Origin of the sequence: Mesorhizobium sp. L103C119B0 (assembly GCF_000502235.1) — a bacterium.
GTDB lineage: Bacteria > Pseudomonadota > Alphaproteobacteria > Rhizobiales > Rhizobiaceae > Mesorhizobium.
The window spans coordinates 30962-46284 of record NZ_AYXE01000002.1; the positions used below are offsets into that span (position 1 = coordinate 30962).

Here is a 15323-nt window from a genome sequence, read left to right on the forward strand (position 1 = left end):
TCAACCGGCGAGTATACGCTCGATCGCCGGACGGTTCAGCCCCTTCAGGCCAATGACGACGAGCCGCGAGCGGCGATCGTCCTCGGCCGTCCAGGCGCGGTCATAGTAATGGTTGACGCGTGGGCCGACGGCCTGCAGCAAAAGCCGCATCGGCTTGCCGCCGACATCGACGAAGCCTTTTACACGCAACACGTTTTCCTGTTCGGCGGCGGTGGCGACGCGCTTGGCCAGGTCGTCGGGATTGGCGATCGAGGGGATGTCGACGATGAAGGTGTCGAAATCGTCATGCTCATGATCGAAAGCGCCGTCGTGATGCGACTTGCGGTTCTCGATGTCGTCTTCGACGGCGAGACCGAGGCCAAGCAGCACCGACGGGTCGACCTTGCCATGCGCAGTCGGCACGATTTTTACCGCGCGAGCGGAATGCTCATTGATGATGGCGTTGGCGCGGGCCGAACCGGCTGAATCCATCAAATCGCTTTTCGACAGGATGATCAGGTCGGCGCAGGCGATCTGGTCCTCGAAGACTTCTTCGACCGGATCGTCGTGGTCGAGCGTTTCGTCCTGAGCGCGCTGAGCCTGCAGGGCGTCCATATCGTGGGCAACGCGTCCCTCAGCCAGCGCCGGGCCGTCGACCACGGCGATGACGCCGTCGACGGTTACCCGGCTTTTCACACTCGGCCACTGGAATGCCTGGACCAGCGGCTTGGGCAGAGCCAGGCCCGAGGTCTCGATCAGGATGTGGTCGACCTTCGGCGTCAGTGCGAGGATCTTGTCGAGCGCGGGCACGAAATCGTCGGCGACGGTGCAGCAGATGCAGCCATTGGCCAGTTCCACGATGTTTTCCTCCGGGCAGGTGTCGATGCCGCAGCCCTTGAGAATCTCGCCGTCGATGCCGATGTCGCCGAACTCGTTGACGATGATGGCGATGCGCTTGCCGCCGGCATTTTCCAGGAGATGGCGGACCAGCGTCGTCTTGCCGGCGCCGAGGAAGCCTGTAACGACAGTGCAGGGAACACGGGAGAGGTTGGCGGCCGGGTTTGAAGCGTTCATCGTCAGTCCTTCAGCATGTCGAGGGGTGGGATGCGGGCAACGAGGCCGCGCTTGAGGCTATCGGGCCGGCCGCGCCACGGGATGAGGCCGTCGGCCGAAGTCGCGAAGAGCTTTGCGCCGGTAACGAGGTCGGCGCCGCTGGTTGCGGTCAGATCGCCGAAGACATAGCTCCAGCAGCCATCGCGCAGGATCGCGGCGCTGAGGCGGCGCTTGCAATTGCCGAGACATTCGGCGGTGCGGACCCGGATATCGCCGGCAGCGGCGCGGCGTGTGTCCTCAGCCAGCAATTCGCCGGCGCGCGGATGGGCGTCGGAACCGGTCTCATCGCGGCAGGAGGCGCAGACGATGACGGTCACGCCGGTCAGGGCGTCGTTGTCGCCGGACGCAATGTCCGCTGTGCCAGCCGAAAAACTGCTGTTCTGGTCCAAAAACCGTGCTCCTTGCCCGGAAACCCGCCAGGCGATCGGATACTTTGTCTCAGACGGCAGGTCTCCTGGCTCGCGAGTCATTGCCTTGGTTAGCCGCCTTCCCGGTGTTACCCAGTGGCTTTCGGCCTTGGCTCTTCGCTTACAGTTGCGGGGACAGCCGCGGATTTGGGATTTTTTCGTCCCGCACCGCATTCCCTCTTGGCCCTTGCCGTTGCGGGCAGGGGACCGTCTGGAGCGGATTTAGGCTTTTGCAGGCAGCGGTGTCAACGCACGGCTACGACATGGCGATGTCGGCAGGGGCTGTCATGTCCCGGCTTCCGGCAGTGCCAGGATGACCTGTCGGATAGCTTGATAGCCATCGCTATAGTCCCAGTCATGACCGACAGCCAGATTCTGTCCCTCATGCCAAACCGCGTTGTCCAGAAGGACTTCGGCACTAATCAGCGTGCCCTTCAAGCCTGCCAGAAAGGTCCGGACAAAATGGCTTCCGGGGGGTACCGAAGCTGTGAACAGCTTTTCCAGCTTGGCATAGAATGCTGGATAGCCTGGTGTCAGCGAGCATAGCTCGGTTGTGGCCTGGGAAATGACCGGGCCGCTATAGATTTTCCAGCGGGCATCTTTTCGCCAGATCTTCCAACTGGCGCTGCTTCGCTGCCAAAGCTCTATTTCGGCCTGCATGTTCTCGCAGACGTGATCGGCCAGTCCCTCAATGGCCACATGGAAAACACCACGGAGAAACTTTTCAAACGCCTGGTTCAGTTCCTGTTCGCGCGTGTCGCCGAAGCCAGCAAAGGATTCAATGACCGGCTGAACATCAAGCAGCGGAGAAAAAATGTAGATTTCCAGGACCAGCCGGTCAGAACTCGTCTCGAACACCTCAGCCTCAAACCGAAGCTGCTTCGATTGGAGCATGACGTCCCTATCTCTGCGGACTGCATCTATTCCATGCGCAATGAGGGCGCCATGGATCATGTCGAGCACTTTGTCCGATGCCATTGCACAACCTACGAGGCTTATTGAGGCGTCTATGACAGACGCTGCAAGGGTTGGCCATCTCTCTCGCTAGCCAATGCCGGCCCCAGATTGCCGGCCGGCGTCACTTCGATGCGCTCAAGGCCAAGCCAGCCCTGCATCGCCTTTAGTTCCTCGAAAAGCTGCGCGGTGGTCTCAGGCGGTGCGCCTGCTTCGGCATAGGCGGCGTGGACGCGTAAGACACTCGCAGGCCGGTCGGCCTTGAGGTCGACGCGGGCGACGATCTTGTCGCCGAGCAAGAAAGGCAGCACGTAATAGCCATATTGCCGCTTGTCGGCCGGGGTGTAGATCTCGATGCGGTAGCGGNGCTCGGTGCGCGCGCGCTCGAAGACCACCGGATCGAAGGGGGCCAGCAAGGCGCGGGCCTCGATCTTTCGCGGCAGGCGGGCGTCCCTATAGAGGTAAGCCGGCTTGTCCCAACCTTCGACGTTTACCGGCAGCAACTCGCCCATCTCGACCAGTTCCTCCAACCGGCCCTTCATGTCGGCCGGCGACAAGCGGAAATAATCGCGCAGGTCACCCGACGTCGCGATGCCGTGGGCGCGGGCGGAAATGCGCAGCAATTCGCGGTGCGCGTCCTCGGCCGCCGGCACCGGCAGGTCGAGGATCGCCTGCGGCAGCACGCGCTCGGGCAGGTCGTAGAAACGCTCGAAGCCACGGCGGTGCGCCGTGGTGATGCGTCCGGCCCAGAAGAGCCATTCGAAGGCGTGCTTGGCGTGGCTCCAGCCCCACCAGCCGCCCGAACCTTTCTGGCCCTCCAGTGCCGAAGCGGCAATCGGGCCGCGCTCGGCGACCGCGCGGTAGATCTCTTCGATATAGGCGGCGTGCTCGCGGCCCCATTTGGCGAGGCCCAGATACATTTCGTCGCCGCTTTCAGCGCGCTGCATGCGCCAGCGCATCAGTGGGTAGGTCTCGACCGGCAGGAACGAGGCCTCATGCGCCCAGTACTCGAACACGGTGCGCTTGCGGGTGATTGCGGCATTGTCGAGCAGGGTGAGCGGGTAGGGGCCAAGGCGCGAATAGAGCGGCATATAGTGGGCGCGCACCACGGCGCTGACGGAATCGATCTGCAGCAGGCCGGTGCGCGACAGCACGCGGGCGAGGTGGCGGCGATCGGGCGTGCCGACCGGGCGGGGATCGAGAAATCCTTGCGCGGCGAGCGCGATGCGCCTGGCCGCGGGGAGTGAGATTTTGTCCTTCGTCAAAGTGTCTTGCCTCGAACCATTTTCCCGACTTTAGCCGGCGATTCCGGTCATGTTAGCAGGCAAATGGCGGGAGATGTGTCAGGAGACAAAAGTGGAGTGAAAGATGAAGGAAATCAAACAGGAGGAGATCGGACCAGTTTTTCCCGGCCTGCCGTCCAGCACTGTCTTTTGAACAAGGTTTGACTTGCTTCGCTGAAAGCCGTGCGCTAACCCTCGCCGCGTTGCAGCAAAGGCACCTAACACGGTTCAGCGGTTAAACTGTCGCGCTTCCGCATTAGGGTTGGTTGCTGTAATCAAAGTGGATTGGCCGCCAACGGAAAGCCGAGCATGAACGTACTCCTCAGTTCATACCTGCCCATCGTCCTCTTCATCGCCGTGGCCGCAGTTGTAGGCCTGGCGCTTATCATCGCGCCGTTCCTGGTGGCTTATCGCAATCCCGATCCGGAGAAGCTTTCCGCCTACGAGTGCGGGTTCAACTCGTTCGACGATGCCCGGATGAAATTCGACATCCGCTTCTACCTAGTGTCGATCCTGTTCATCATCTTCGATCTGGAAGTGGCCTTCCTGTTTCCGTGGGCGGTGTCGTTCTCGAAGATCGGCATGCTCGGTTTCTGGTCGATGATGGTGTTTTTGGCGGTGCTGACCATCGGCTTTGCCTATGAGTGGAAAAAAGGAGCGCTGGAATGGGATTGAACGACAGTTCCGGAACGCTCGTCGCGCCGAAGCCCAAAGGCCTGATCGACCCCAATACCGGACGTCCGGTCGGTTCCGACGATCCGTTCTTCCTCGAGATCAACAATGAACTGGCCGACAAGGGTTTTCTGGTCACCTCGACCGAGGCGCTGATCACCTGGGCACGCAGCGGCTCGCTGATGTTCATGACCTTCGGTCTCGCCTGCTGTGCCGTCGAGATGATCCACACCTCGATGCCGCGCTATGATTCTGAAAGGTTTGGCGTGGCTCCTCGCGCGTCGCCGCGCCAGTCGGACATAATGATCGTGGCGGGAACGCTGACCAACAAGATGGCTCCGGCTTTGCGCAAGGTCTACGACCAGATGCCGGAGCCGCGCTACGTCATCTCGATGGGCTCCTGCGCCAATGGCGGCGGCTATTATCACTATTCCTATTCGGTGGTGCGCGGCTGCGACCGCATCGTGCCGGTCGACATCTATGTGCCCGGCTGCCCGCCAAGCGCCGAAGCGCTGCTCTACGGCATTCTTCTCCTGCAGAAGAAGATCCGCCGCACCGGCACGATCGAACGGTAGACCCATGGCCGCATCCCTGAGCGAACTGTCGACTTATCTCGGCGAAAGGCTGCCGGGCCGCGTCACCGATGCAGTGCTTGCCTATGGCGAACTGACGATCTCGGTTGCTACAGACAATCTGATCGAGGTGACAAGCTTCCTGCGTGACGATTCGGGCTGCCAGTTCATTTCGATCATCGATATCTGCGGCGCCGACTACCCGTCGCGCGTCAAGCGTTTCGATGTCGTCTATCATCTGCTGTCGCCGAAGCAGAATTTGCGCATCCGCATCAAGGTGCAGGCCGACGAAGAGACGCTGGTGCCGTCGCTCACCGCTGTCTATCCCGGCGCCGACTGGTATGAGCGCGAAGCCTACGATCTCTATGGCGTGCTGTTCTCCGGCCATCCGGACCTGCGCCGCATCCTCACGGATTACGGTTTCGAGGGCCATCCCCTGCGAAAGGACTTCCCGCTGACAGGTTTCGTCGAGGTGCGCTACGACGACGAAGCCAAGCGCGTGATCTACGAGCCGGTGGAATTGAAGCAGGAATTCAGGAACTTCGATTTTCTCTCGCCATGGGAAGGGACGGACTACGTCCTGCCAGGCGATGAGAAGGCGAAACAGTGAGTAGGAAGTAGTGAGTAGTCAGTAGCAAAAGATTTGGAGCAACGGATCGAATCTTATCGCGACTTGAAGGTGTGGCAATCGGCGATGACGCTTGCTGAGGATTGCTACCGTTTCACCAAAGAGTTTCCGAGGGATGAGATTTACGGCATGACCTCTCAGATGCGCCGATCGGCGGTTTCGGTCGCAGCGAACGTCGCGGAGGGATACGGTCGGGAGAACAGAGGGTCGTTCGTTCAATTTTTGCGCATGGCGCAAGGCTCGTTGAAGGAACTGGAGACACACATACTGCTGGCATGTCGGGTTGGCCTGCTGCGAAAAGACAATGAGATTGAGCTGCTGCTGCGATGCGAAGAGATTGGAAAAATGATGAGATCTCTTATCCGAACGGTGCAGGCCAAGCAGGCGGAATGAAGCAGGCATTGAGATTGATGATCACTACTCACTACTCACTACTGACTCTTCGCCAGAGGCGCCAGAATGGCTGAAACCTCCGTCCGCAACTTTAACATCAACTTCGGACCGCAGCACCCTGCGGCGCACGGTGTTTTGCGTCTTGTGCTGGAGCTTGACGGCGAGGTGGTCGACCGCGTCGATCCGCATATCGGCTTGCTGCATCGCGGCACTGAAAAGCTGATCGAGCACAAGACCTATCTGCAGGCGGTGCCCTATCTCGACCGGCTCGATTATTGCGCACCGATGAACCAGGAGCATGCCTTCGCGCTCGCCACCGAGCGGTTGCTCGGCATCGAAGTGCCGAAGCGCGGCCAGTTGATCCGCGTGCTCTATTCCGAGCTCAGCCGCATCATGTCGCACATCCTCAATGTGACGACGCAGGCGCTGGATATCGGCGCGCTGACGCCGCCGCTGTGGGGTTTCGTCGAACGCGAAAAGCTGATGGTGTTTTATGAGCGCGCTTCCGGTTCGCGCATGCATGCGGCCTATTTCCGTCCGGGCGGTGTGCACCAGGATCTGCCGGCGAAGCTGGTCGAGGACATCGGCAAGTGGATCGACCCGTTCCTGAAGTCGCTTGACGACCTCGACAAGCTGCTTACCGGCAACCGCATCTTCAAGCAGCGCAATGTCGATATCGGTATCGTGTCGCTGGCCGACGCCTGGGCCTGGGGTTTTTCCGGCGTCATGGTGCGCGGCTCGGGTGCTGCCTGGGATTTGCGCAAGTCGCAGCCCTATGAATGCTATTCCGAGATGGATTTCGACATCCCGATCGGCAAGAACGGCGACTGCTACGACCGTTATCTCGTGCGCATGGAAGAAATGCGCCAGTCGGCCAAGATCATGCGTCAGTGCGTCGACCTTCTGCTCGGCAAGGAGAGCACCGGGCCGGTGTCGAACCTCGACGGCAAGGTGGTGCCGCCCAAGCGCCAGGCGATGAAGCGCTCGATGGAAGCGCTGATCCATCATTTCAAGCTCTATACCGAGGGTTACCGCGTGCCGGCCGGCGAGGTCTATGCCGCGGTCGAGGCGCCGAAGGGCGAGTTCGGCGTCTATCTCGTCTCCGACGGCACCAACAAGCCCTACCGCTGCAAGCTGCGCGCGCCCGGCTTCGCGCATCTGCAAGCCATGGATTTCCTCTGCCGTGGCCACATGCTGGCCGACGTCACCGCCGTGTTGGGCTCACTCGATATCGTCTTCGGGGAGGTTGATCGGTGATGGCGGCAGCCAATCCTACAGTGCGCTCTCAGGTCGGTGTTCGAGGGAATGCGGACGCTGCCCTGCCGCGGTGGCGCGAATTGGCAAAAGCCATGCTGCCAGTCGAGTTCGCCGAGGCTTCTTACAACTCGACTCAGCACTGTTCGATCTATGACTTCTTTTTTACCCTGCTACCCAAGACGCGCCTTGCCCACCGCGACAATGACGTCGACAAGCTGGGTAGAATGCATGGGTTCGCCCAATGGGCTGCCGTTCACCCGAACAAACAGATTTGGAATGCGGCTGGTGTCGCTTTTTACGAGCACTTGTTCGACGATGACATCGACGCTGATGCGGTCATGGCATGGATCTCGCCTCAAGTAAGGCAAACTGTTCTGGGGCTGTGGCAATACATGTTGCCCGCAGAGCGATTTGCGAGTGTTGCTCGATCTGCCGAACGCATTCCGTTTTCTCATCAGAAGGAATGTGAAACCGCAATAGCTCTCGTAGCAGAGCAGGGGCCCGATCGCTAAATGTCAGTCCGCCGTCTCGCAGATGCAAGCGTCCAGCCAGCCACCTTCGCCTTCAACCGGGCGAATGCGGCGGTTGCGAAGCAATGGATCAAGAAATATCCGAAGGGCCGGGAGCAGTCGGCGATCATTCCCTTGCTGATGATTGCGCAGGAGCAGGAAGGCTGGGTCACCAAGGCGGCGATCGAGACGATTTCGGACATGCTCGGCATGCCGCGCATTCGCGGGCTCGAAGTCGCGACCTTCTACACGCAGTACCAGCTCAATCCGGTCGGCACGCGCGCGCATATCCAGGTCTGCGGCACCACGCCCTGCATGCTGCGCGGCTCGGAAGCGCTGATGGATGTGTGCCGCTCGAAAATCCATCACGACCAATTCCACACCAACGACAAGGGCACACTGTCGTGGGAGGAAGTCGAATGCCTCGGCGCCTGCGTCAACGCGCCGATGGTGATGGTCTTCAAGGATACGTTCGAGGATCTCACCCCCGAGCGGCTGGCCGAAATCATCGATCTTTACGATGCGGGCAAGGGCGCCTCGGTTCCCACGGGACCGCAAAATGGCAGAACCGGCTCGGAGCCGGCGCCTGGCCTGACGACGCTGAAGAGCGAAAAGGCGATCCTCAAAGCGACTCGCGACAAGGAAGCCAGGGCGGCGAGCAAGGCTGCCCACGCGGCGCCCGACGCGATCATTGCAGCGCCTGTTCCGGCGCCTGCGGCTCCTGCAGCGGCCGCCCCGGTGGCGCCATCCAACGCCGGCAAGCCGAAAACCGATGCGCCGGAAACCAGCTCGGCGTTGAAGTCGCCCTCCAGGGCCAAGGTTGCACCGGCGGCGGAAAAAGCGGCGAGCGTCCCGGCGCCCCTGCATTCGGCCGCCAACGCCAACACCGCGGCGCCTGAAGTCGAGAAGGTCGCCAAGCAGCGTAATGGCCCGAAGACCACCGCCACGCCGGCAACTGCCTTCACTGCGCCGGAATTCAAGGCGCCAGCGGCCAAGGCCACGGTGGCCCCGGCCGTCAAGGCGCCGGCAGCCAGGCCCGCAAAGCCGTCGCTCGAGGACAAGAACCGTCCGGCCGGAATCGACAGGCCGGCTGCGGTCGACGATCTCAAGCTGATCTCGGGCATCGGCCCGAAGATCGAGGGCATCCTTCACTCGCTTGGCATCTTCACCTTCACACAGGTCGCATCCTGGAATAAGGCCGAGCGCGACTGGGTGGATGGATATCTCGCTTTTCAGGGCCGCATCGAGCGCGACGACTGGAGCAAGCAGGCCAAGGCGCTCGCCAAGGGCGGCGTCGCCGAATACATCCGCGTCTTCGGCAAGGAGCCACGTTGATGGCTGAAGCGCAAAGCACCGGATCTTTGCTGACGCTGCGCAGCATTGTCATCGGCATTGTCTGCATCGCTGCTGCCAACATCCTTCTGGAGGGGCTTCGGCGCCTCGTCGAATTGCCGTTTTCGGATACCCTGGAATCGATGGCCGCGACCGGCATGGGCGTGCTGGTGTGGTTCTCGATCGTCTTGCGGGGAAAGAGGTAAGTCATGCTGGCCGACAAAGACCGCATCTTCAACAACATCTACGGGCTCTTCGACAAGTCACTGGCCGGCGCGATGGCGCGCGGCGCCTGGGACAACACGCCCGGCATCATCGCCAAGGGGCGAGAGTGGATCGTCAATGAGATGAAGGCGTCCGGCCTGCGCGGCCGTGGCGGCGCCGGCTTCCCGACCGGGCTGAAATGGTCGTTCATGCCCAAGCAGAGCGACGGAAGGCCGAGCTATCTCGTTGTCAACGCCGACGAATCCGAGCCCGGCACGTGCAAGGACCGCGATATCCTGCGCAACGATCCGCACACGCTGGTCGAGGGCTCGTTCATCGCCGGCTTCGCCATGGGCGCGGTCGCCGCCTACATCTATGTGCGCGGCGAGTTCATCCGCGAGCGCGAAGCGCTGCAGCGCGCCATCGACGAGGCCTATGAGGCCAGGCTGATCGGCAAGAACAACACGTCCGGCTACGATTTCGACATCTACATGCACCATGGCGCCGGCGCCTACATCTGCGGCGAGGAAACAGCGCTGCTCGAAAGCCTCGAAGGCAAGAAGGGCCAGCCCCGGCTGAAGCCGCCATTCCCGGCCAATGTCGGCTTGTACGGTTGTCCGACAACCGTGAACAATGTCGAGTCCATCGCGGTCGCGCCGACCATTTTGCGCCGTGGCGCCGCCTGGTTCTCGTCCTTCGGCCGGCCCAACAATGTCGGCACCAAGCTGTTTTGCATCTCCGGCCACGTCAACAATCCGTGCACCGTCGAAGAGGCGATGTCGATCCCGTTCCGCGAGCTGATCGAGACGCATTGCGGTGGCATTCGCGGCGGCTGGGACAATCTCCTCGCGGTCATTCCGGGCGGCGCTTCGGTGCCGCTGGTGCCGGCCGAGCAGATCATCGATGCGCCGATGGATTTCGATGCTTTGCGCGACCTGAAATCCGGGCTCGGCACGGCGGCTGTCATCGTCATGGACAAGTCGACCGATATCGTGAAGGCGATTGCCAGGCTGTCCTATTTTTACAAGCATGAGAGCTGCGGCCAGTGCACACCATGCCGCGAAGGCACCGGCTGGATGTGGCGGGTGATGGAGCGGCTGGTGCGCGGCGAGGCGCAGAAGCGCGAGATCGACATGCTGCTCGACGTCACCAAACAGGTGGAGGGTCATACGATCTGCGCGCTGGGCGATGCCGCGGCATGGCCGATCCAGGGCCTGATGCGGCATTTCCGCGGCGAGGTGGAGCGGCGCATCGACGAGTTTTCGCGCAACGCGCACCGGGCCGAACCGGTGATGGTGGCGGCTGAGTAGATTTGAAATACGGGCGCAAGCCCGGGACTGACACAGCGGGGCGGGGCAAGCGAAGAAACGACCAGGAGATGTCTATGGCGCCGTATTCGAACCCTTTGATGCCCAATTTGGACCAGCTTGAAAAGATGAACCAGGATTTGACCAGGATGATGCCGAAGGAGATGGCCAGCGCCGTCAACCTTCTCGCGCATCCTGTCGCGGGTGCCGCCGCGATGTCGGCGCTGGGCTTCGGCCTTGCCAACCATGCATTTGGCGTGTGGCTCGGCGCCTTGTCGGGTGCTGCCGAGGCATCGCAGCGGATTTTCCAGCCGATCATCGACGATTTCGAACAGCGCAGCCAAGGGTTCGCCGAGACCGCCCCCGCCACCAAGGCGCGCGCGGCGACCAGAACCCTGATCGCCGAGGCGCAGAGTTTTGCCCAGGATGTGACCGATATTGCCGCTCTCACCGTCGATGCCGAGCCGGAGAAGACCGAGGCCGTCGCCGAAGGCGCGACGATCGGATTGATGCCGGAGGATTTCAGACAGCCCAAGGCCGTGGCTCGTCCGGCCAAGCCGTCGGATCTCAAGGCGATCACCGGCGTTGGGCCGAAGCTGGAAAAGGTGCTGAACGGCCTCGGCATCTGGACCTTTGCCCAGATCGCCGCCTGGGCGCCAGAAGAGATCGCCTGGGTCGAGGACTACCTGTCGCTCACCGGCCGTATCGGCCGCGACGAGTGGACCCGCCAGGCCGCGGCGCTGACGCTGGCCGCCAAGGCGAAGAAGTAGGGGTGGCAGGCATGGAGATCCACGACAGGAGCGATGTTCTCGATGTGCGCGATGCCATCGTCAGCAACTCCAGATTTGACGATGTGAACTTGTCGAACACGCAGTTTCACAACGTCGACCTGTCGGCGGCCGTTGTGGAGGACGCGAACCTCTCGGACGCGTTTTTCAGCAATGTGAATATGAGCAATTTGAAGATAGAAAACGCTGAAGTCGCCGGCATGATGATCAATGGCATCAGGCTGAGCGATCTGTTTCAGGCATATGAGACGGCGCAGACCGCCAGGGGCAATTGATGGCAAAGCTCAAGGTCGACGGGAAAGAGATCACTGTACCCGACCACTACACGCTGCTACAGGCGGCCGAGGACGCCGGCGCGGAAGTGCCGCGCTTCTGCTTCCATGAGCGGCTGTCGATCGCCGGCAATTGCCGCATGTGCCTGATCGAGGTGAAGGGCGGGCCGCCGAAGCCGCAGGCCTCCTGCGCCATGAATGTGCGCGACCTCCGTCCGGGACCCAATGGCGAGGCGCCTGAAATCTTCACCAACACGCCGATGGTCAAGAAGGCCCGCGAAGGGGTGATGGAATTCCTCTTGATCAACCATCCGCTGGATTGCCCGATCTGCGACCAGGGCGGCGAATGCGACCTGCAGGACCAGGCGATGGCCTTCGGCGTCGATTCCTCGCGCTATCACGAGAACAAGCGCGCGGTCGAAGACAAATATATCGGCCCATTGGTCAAGACGGTGATGAACCGCTGCATCCACTGCACGCGCTGCGTTCGCTTCACCACGGAAGTTGCGGGCATTTCCGAGCTTGGCCTGATCGGCCGCGGCGAGGATGCCGAGATCACCACCTATCTCGAAAGCGCCATGACCTCGGAGCTGCAGGGCAATGTCATCGACCTCTGCCCGGTCGGCGCGCTGACGTCGAAGCCTTTCGCCTTTCAGGCACGGCCGTGGGAGCTGACCAAGACAGAATCCATCGACGTCATGGACGCCGTCGGCTCGGCAATCCGCGTCGACAGCCGCGGCCGCGAGGTGATGCGCATCCTGCCGCGCGTCAATGAAGCGGTGAACGAGGAGTGGATTTCCGACAAGACCCGCTTCATCTGGGACGGATTGCGCACGCAGCGCCTCGACCGCCCCTATGTCCGCAAGGACGGAAAGTTGGCGCCGGCCAGCTGGGCCGAAGCCTTCGTTGCGATCAGGGATGCGGTGTCGAGTGCTGCGCCCCAGAAAATCGGCGCGATTGCGGGCGATCTTGCCGCCGTCGAGGAAATCTACGCACTGAAGCAGCTTATGGCTGCGTTGGGCTCAAGGAACACCGATTGCCGCCAGGACGGCGCCGCACTCGATCCCGCGCTCGGCCGCGCCAGCTACATCTTCAACCCGACCATCGAGGGCATCGAGCAGGCCGACGCGGTGCTGATCATCGGCGCCAATCCGCGCTTCGAGGCCTCGGTGCTAAATGCCCGCATCCGCAAGCGCTGGCGGATCGGCAATCTGCCGGTCGGCATCATCGGCGAGGTCGGCGACACACGCTACGATTATGAACAGCTCGGCGCCGGTCCGGAATCTCTGAAAGATCTGGCCGATGGCAATGGCAAGTTCTTCCAGGTGCTGAAGAAGGCGACGCATCCGCTGATCATCGTCGGCCAGGGCGCGCTGTCGCGTGCCGACGGCGCGGCGGTGCTCGGCCAGGCGGCGAAACTCGCCACCGCCGTCAACGCTGCCCGCGCCGACTGGAACGGCTTTGCCGTGCTGCACACTGCGGCCGCGCGCGTCGGCGGTCTCGATGTCGGCTTCGTGCCTGGCAAGGGCGGCAAGAACGTTGCCGGCATGCTGGGGGAGAGCGAGGTTCTGTTCCTGCTCGGCGCCGACGAGATCGACATGTCCAAGACCGGCGGCGCCTTCGTCGTCTATGTCGGCACGCATGGCGACGCCGGTGCGCACCGCGCCAATGTCATCCTGCCGGGAGCCGCCTACACCGAAAAGTCCGGCACCTATGTCAACACCGAGGGACGCGTGCAGCAGACCAACCGCGCCGGCTTCGCGCCGGGCGATGCGCGCGAAGACTGGGCGATCCTGAGGGCGCTGTCGGATGTGCTCGGCAAGAAACTGCCATTCGATTCGCTGCAGCAGCTGCGCGCCAAACTTTATGGCGAATACCCGCATCTCGCCCGCATCGATCATGTCGAACCCGGCAATGCCGATGACGTCGCCAAGGTGGCGAAGCTCGGCGGGCGGCTGAACAAGGGCACTTTCACCTCGCCGGTCACGGATTTCTATCTGACCAACCCGATCGCGCGGGCCTCCGCTGTCATGGCGGAATGCTCGGCGCTGGCGAAAAACGGCTTCAGGCAGGCGGCAGAGTAGACATGGACACCTTCTTCTCCTTCTACGTGCTACCGACGCTGATCATCCTTTTGAAGTCGGTCGTGCTGATCGTCGTTTTGCTGATCGGGGTCGCCTATCTGCTTTACGCCGACCGCAAGATCTGGGCGGCGGTGCAATTGCGCCGCGGCCCGAACGTCGTCGGCCCGTGGGGCACGCTGCAGGCTTTCGCCGATCTGCTGAAATTCGTCTTCAAGGAACCGGTCATTCCGTCCGGCGCCAACAAGGGCGTGTTCCTGCTGGCGCCGCTGGTGTCGGCCGTGCTGGCAATCTCAGCCTGGGCGGTCATTCCCGTCAATGCGGGCTGGGGGATCGCCAACGTCAATGTCGGCATCCTCTACGTCTTCGCCATCTCCTCGCTCGAGGTCTATGGCGTGATCATGGGCGGCTGGGCGTCCAACTCGAAATACCCGTTCCTCGGCGCGCTGCGCTCGGCGGCGCAAATGGTGTCCTACGAAGTCTCGATCGGCTTCGTCATCGTCACCGTGCTGCTCTGCGTCGGCTCGCTCAACCTGTCGGACATCGTGCTGTCGCAGCAGGACGGTCTGGGCACCAAGCTTGGCCTGCCCAACAGCTTCCTCGACTGGCACTGGCTGGCGCTGTTCCCGATGTTCGTCATTTTCTTCATCTCGGCGCTGGCCGAGACCAACCGCCCGCCCTTCGACCTGGTGGAAGCCGAGTCGGAACTCGTCGCCGGCCATATGGTCGAATACTCCTCGACGCCGTTCCTGTTGTTCTTCCTCGGCGAATACGTCGCCGTGGTGATGATGTGCGCGCTGGCCACCATCCTGTTCCTCGGCGGCTGGCTGCCGCCCTTCGACTTCGCCCCCTTCACCTGGGTGCCCGGCGTGATCTGGTTCGTGCTCAAGATCTGCCTGATGTTCTTCATGTTCTCGATGGTGAAGGCCTTCGTGCCGCGCTACCGATACGACCAGCTGATGCGGCTCGGCTGGAAAGTGTTTTTGCCGATCTCGCTGTTCATGGTCGTTGCCACCGCGGCCTTCCTCAAGATCACGGGGTTTGCGTGATGTCCGCTCTTGGCCAGGCCGCCAAATCGCTGCTGCTGCAGGATTTCGTCAGCGCCTTCTTCCTGTCGATGCGCCAGTTCTTCGCGCCGAAGGAAACGATCAACTATCCGCACGAGAAAGGGCCGACCAGCCCGCGCTTCCGTGGCGAGCACGCGCTGCGCCGCTATCCCAATGGCGAGGAACGCTGCATCGCCTGCAAATTGTGCGAAGCGATCTGTCCGGCGCAGGCGATCACCATCGAGGCCGGCCCGCGCCGCAATGACGGCACGCGCCGCACCGTGCGCTACGACATCGACATGGTGAAGTGCATCTATTGCGGCTTCTGCCAGGAAGCCTGCCCGGTCGACGCCATCGTCGAGGGGCCGAATTTCGAGTTCGCGACGGAGACGCGCGAAGAGCTTTACTACGACAAGGACAGGCTGCTGGCGAATGGCGACCGCTGGGAGCGCGAACTGGCGCGCAACATCTCGCTGGACTCGCCCTACCGCTGACATTTGACGCATGGACGGGGCGAGGGGCCTCG

At 62.0% G+C, this 15323-nt stretch carries 18 protein-coding genes and 1 riboswitch; of the genes, 14 read left to right on the forward strand and 4 right to left on the reverse strand.

Annotated elements, in window-relative coordinates; genetic code table 11:
- The 4 genes from cobW to X728_RS163425 all read right to left on the reverse strand — a co-directional run bounded on the left by cobW (nucleotide 1) and on the right by X728_RS163425 (nucleotide 3718).
- Nucleotides 1-1053, reverse strand: a complete 1053-nt coding sequence (cobW, locus tag X728_RS163440) for a cobalamin biosynthesis protein CobW (RefSeq protein ID WP_023830498.1) — start codon at nucleotides 1051-1053, stop codon at nucleotides 1-3.
- A 2-nt stretch (nucleotides 1054-1055) separates the two neighbouring features.
- Nucleotides 1056-1481 carry a DUF1636 family protein gene (locus X728_RS163435; protein WP_023700378.1) on the reverse strand — a complete coding sequence of 142 codons (426 nt, stop codon included), beginning with the start codon at nucleotides 1479-1481 and terminating at the stop codon, nucleotides 1056-1058.
- Between the two features lie 37 nt (nucleotides 1482-1518).
- Nucleotides 1519-1726, reverse strand: a riboswitch (cobalamin riboswitch).
- A gap of 58 nt (nucleotides 1727-1784) precedes the next feature.
- Nucleotides 1785-2477, reverse strand: a complete 693-nt coding sequence (locus X728_RS163430) for a DUF6348 family protein (RefSeq protein WP_023690307.1) — start codon at nucleotides 2475-2477, stop codon at nucleotides 1785-1787.
- A 29-nt stretch (nucleotides 2478-2506) separates the two neighbouring features.
- Nucleotides 2507-3718 carry a winged helix-turn-helix domain-containing protein gene (locus X728_RS163425; RefSeq protein WP_023830499.1) on the reverse strand — a complete coding sequence of 404 codons (1212 nt, stop codon included), beginning with the start codon at nucleotides 3716-3718 and terminating at the stop codon, nucleotides 2507-2509.
- A gap of 327 nt (nucleotides 3719-4045) precedes the next feature.
- Between X728_RS163425 and X728_RS163420 the strand changes: the two genes are divergently transcribed.
- The 14 genes from X728_RS163420 to nuoI all read left to right on the forward strand — a co-directional run bounded on the left by X728_RS163420 (nucleotide 4046) and on the right by nuoI (nucleotide 15291).
- Nucleotides 4046-4411 carry an NADH-quinone oxidoreductase subunit A gene (locus tag X728_RS163420; protein WP_023670825.1) on the forward strand — a complete coding sequence of 122 codons (366 nt, stop codon included), beginning with the start codon at nucleotides 4046-4048 and terminating at the stop codon, nucleotides 4409-4411.
- A complete protein-coding gene (locus X728_RS163415; RefSeq protein ID WP_023670824.1) occupies nucleotides 4402-4983 on the forward strand; it encodes an NADH-quinone oxidoreductase subunit B in 582 nt (193 codons plus the stop codon). The genes X728_RS163420 and X728_RS163415 overlap by 10 nt, the downstream gene beginning before the upstream one ends.
- Before the next feature lie 4 nt (nucleotides 4984-4987).
- Complete coding sequence (locus X728_RS163410) at nucleotides 4988-5590, forward strand: NADH-quinone oxidoreductase subunit C (protein WP_023700377.1); 603 nt, start codon at nucleotides 4988-4990, stop codon at nucleotides 5588-5590.
- A gap of 33 nt (nucleotides 5591-5623) precedes the next feature.
- Complete coding sequence (locus tag X728_RS163405) at nucleotides 5624-6001, forward strand: four helix bundle protein (RefSeq protein WP_031193090.1); 378 nt, start codon at nucleotides 5624-5626, stop codon at nucleotides 5999-6001.
- A 66-nt stretch (nucleotides 6002-6067) separates the two neighbouring features.
- The gene (locus X728_RS163400; RefSeq protein WP_023670822.1) at nucleotides 6068-7258 is read left to right on the forward strand and encodes an NADH-quinone oxidoreductase subunit D; all 1191 of its coding nucleotides are present in this window, start codon (nucleotides 6068-6070) and stop codon (nucleotides 7256-7258) included.
- A complete protein-coding gene (locus X728_RS1000000167600) occupies nucleotides 7258-7770 on the forward strand; it encodes a hypothetical protein (RefSeq protein WP_023700376.1) in 513 nt (170 codons plus the stop codon). Before X728_RS163400 ends, X728_RS1000000167600 begins: the two co-directional genes overlap by 1 nt.
- Nucleotides 7771-9102 carry an NADH-quinone oxidoreductase subunit E gene (locus X728_RS163395; RefSeq protein WP_023830500.1) on the forward strand — a complete coding sequence of 444 codons (1332 nt, stop codon included), beginning with the start codon at nucleotides 7771-7773 and terminating at the stop codon, nucleotides 9100-9102.
- Complete coding sequence (locus X728_RS163390) at nucleotides 9102-9305, forward strand: hypothetical protein (protein WP_023830501.1); 204 nt, start codon at nucleotides 9102-9104, stop codon at nucleotides 9303-9305. The genes X728_RS163395 and X728_RS163390 overlap by 1 nt, the downstream gene beginning before the upstream one ends.
- Before the next feature lie 3 nt (nucleotides 9306-9308).
- On the forward strand, nucleotides 9309-10613 hold the full coding sequence (gene nuoF, locus X728_RS163385) for an NADH-quinone oxidoreductase subunit NuoF (RefSeq protein WP_023670819.1): 1305 nt from the start codon (nucleotides 9309-9311) through the stop codon (nucleotides 10611-10613).
- Between the two features lie 74 nt (nucleotides 10614-10687).
- The gene (locus X728_RS163380) at nucleotides 10688-11380 is read left to right on the forward strand and encodes an NADH-ubiquinone dehydrogenase subunit (protein ID WP_023830502.1); all 693 of its coding nucleotides are present in this window, start codon (nucleotides 10688-10690) and stop codon (nucleotides 11378-11380) included.
- 11 nt (nucleotides 11381-11391) lie between these two features.
- The gene (locus tag X728_RS163375) at nucleotides 11392-11673 is read left to right on the forward strand and encodes a pentapeptide repeat-containing protein (RefSeq protein WP_023830503.1); all 282 of its coding nucleotides are present in this window, start codon (nucleotides 11392-11394) and stop codon (nucleotides 11671-11673) included.
- Nucleotides 11673-13754, forward strand: coding sequence for an NADH-quinone oxidoreductase subunit NuoG (gene nuoG / locus X728_RS163370; protein WP_023830504.1), 2082 nt, complete (start codon nucleotides 11673-11675; stop codon nucleotides 13752-13754). Before X728_RS163375 ends, nuoG begins: the two co-directional genes overlap by 1 nt.
- A 2-nt stretch (nucleotides 13755-13756) precedes the next feature.
- Nucleotides 13757-14800: an NADH-quinone oxidoreductase subunit NuoH gene (gene nuoH / locus X728_RS163365; RefSeq protein WP_023685202.1), complete on the forward strand. Its 1044-nt coding sequence runs from the start codon at nucleotides 13757-13759 to the stop codon at nucleotides 14798-14800.
- Nucleotides 14800-15291 (forward strand): NADH-quinone oxidoreductase subunit NuoI, encoded by a 492-nt coding sequence (nuoI, locus tag X728_RS163360; protein ID WP_023690956.1) that lies wholly within the window; start codon nucleotides 14800-14802, stop codon nucleotides 15289-15291. Before nuoH ends, nuoI begins: the two co-directional genes overlap by 1 nt.
- The last annotated feature ends 32 nt before the right edge of the window (nucleotides 15292-15323 follow it).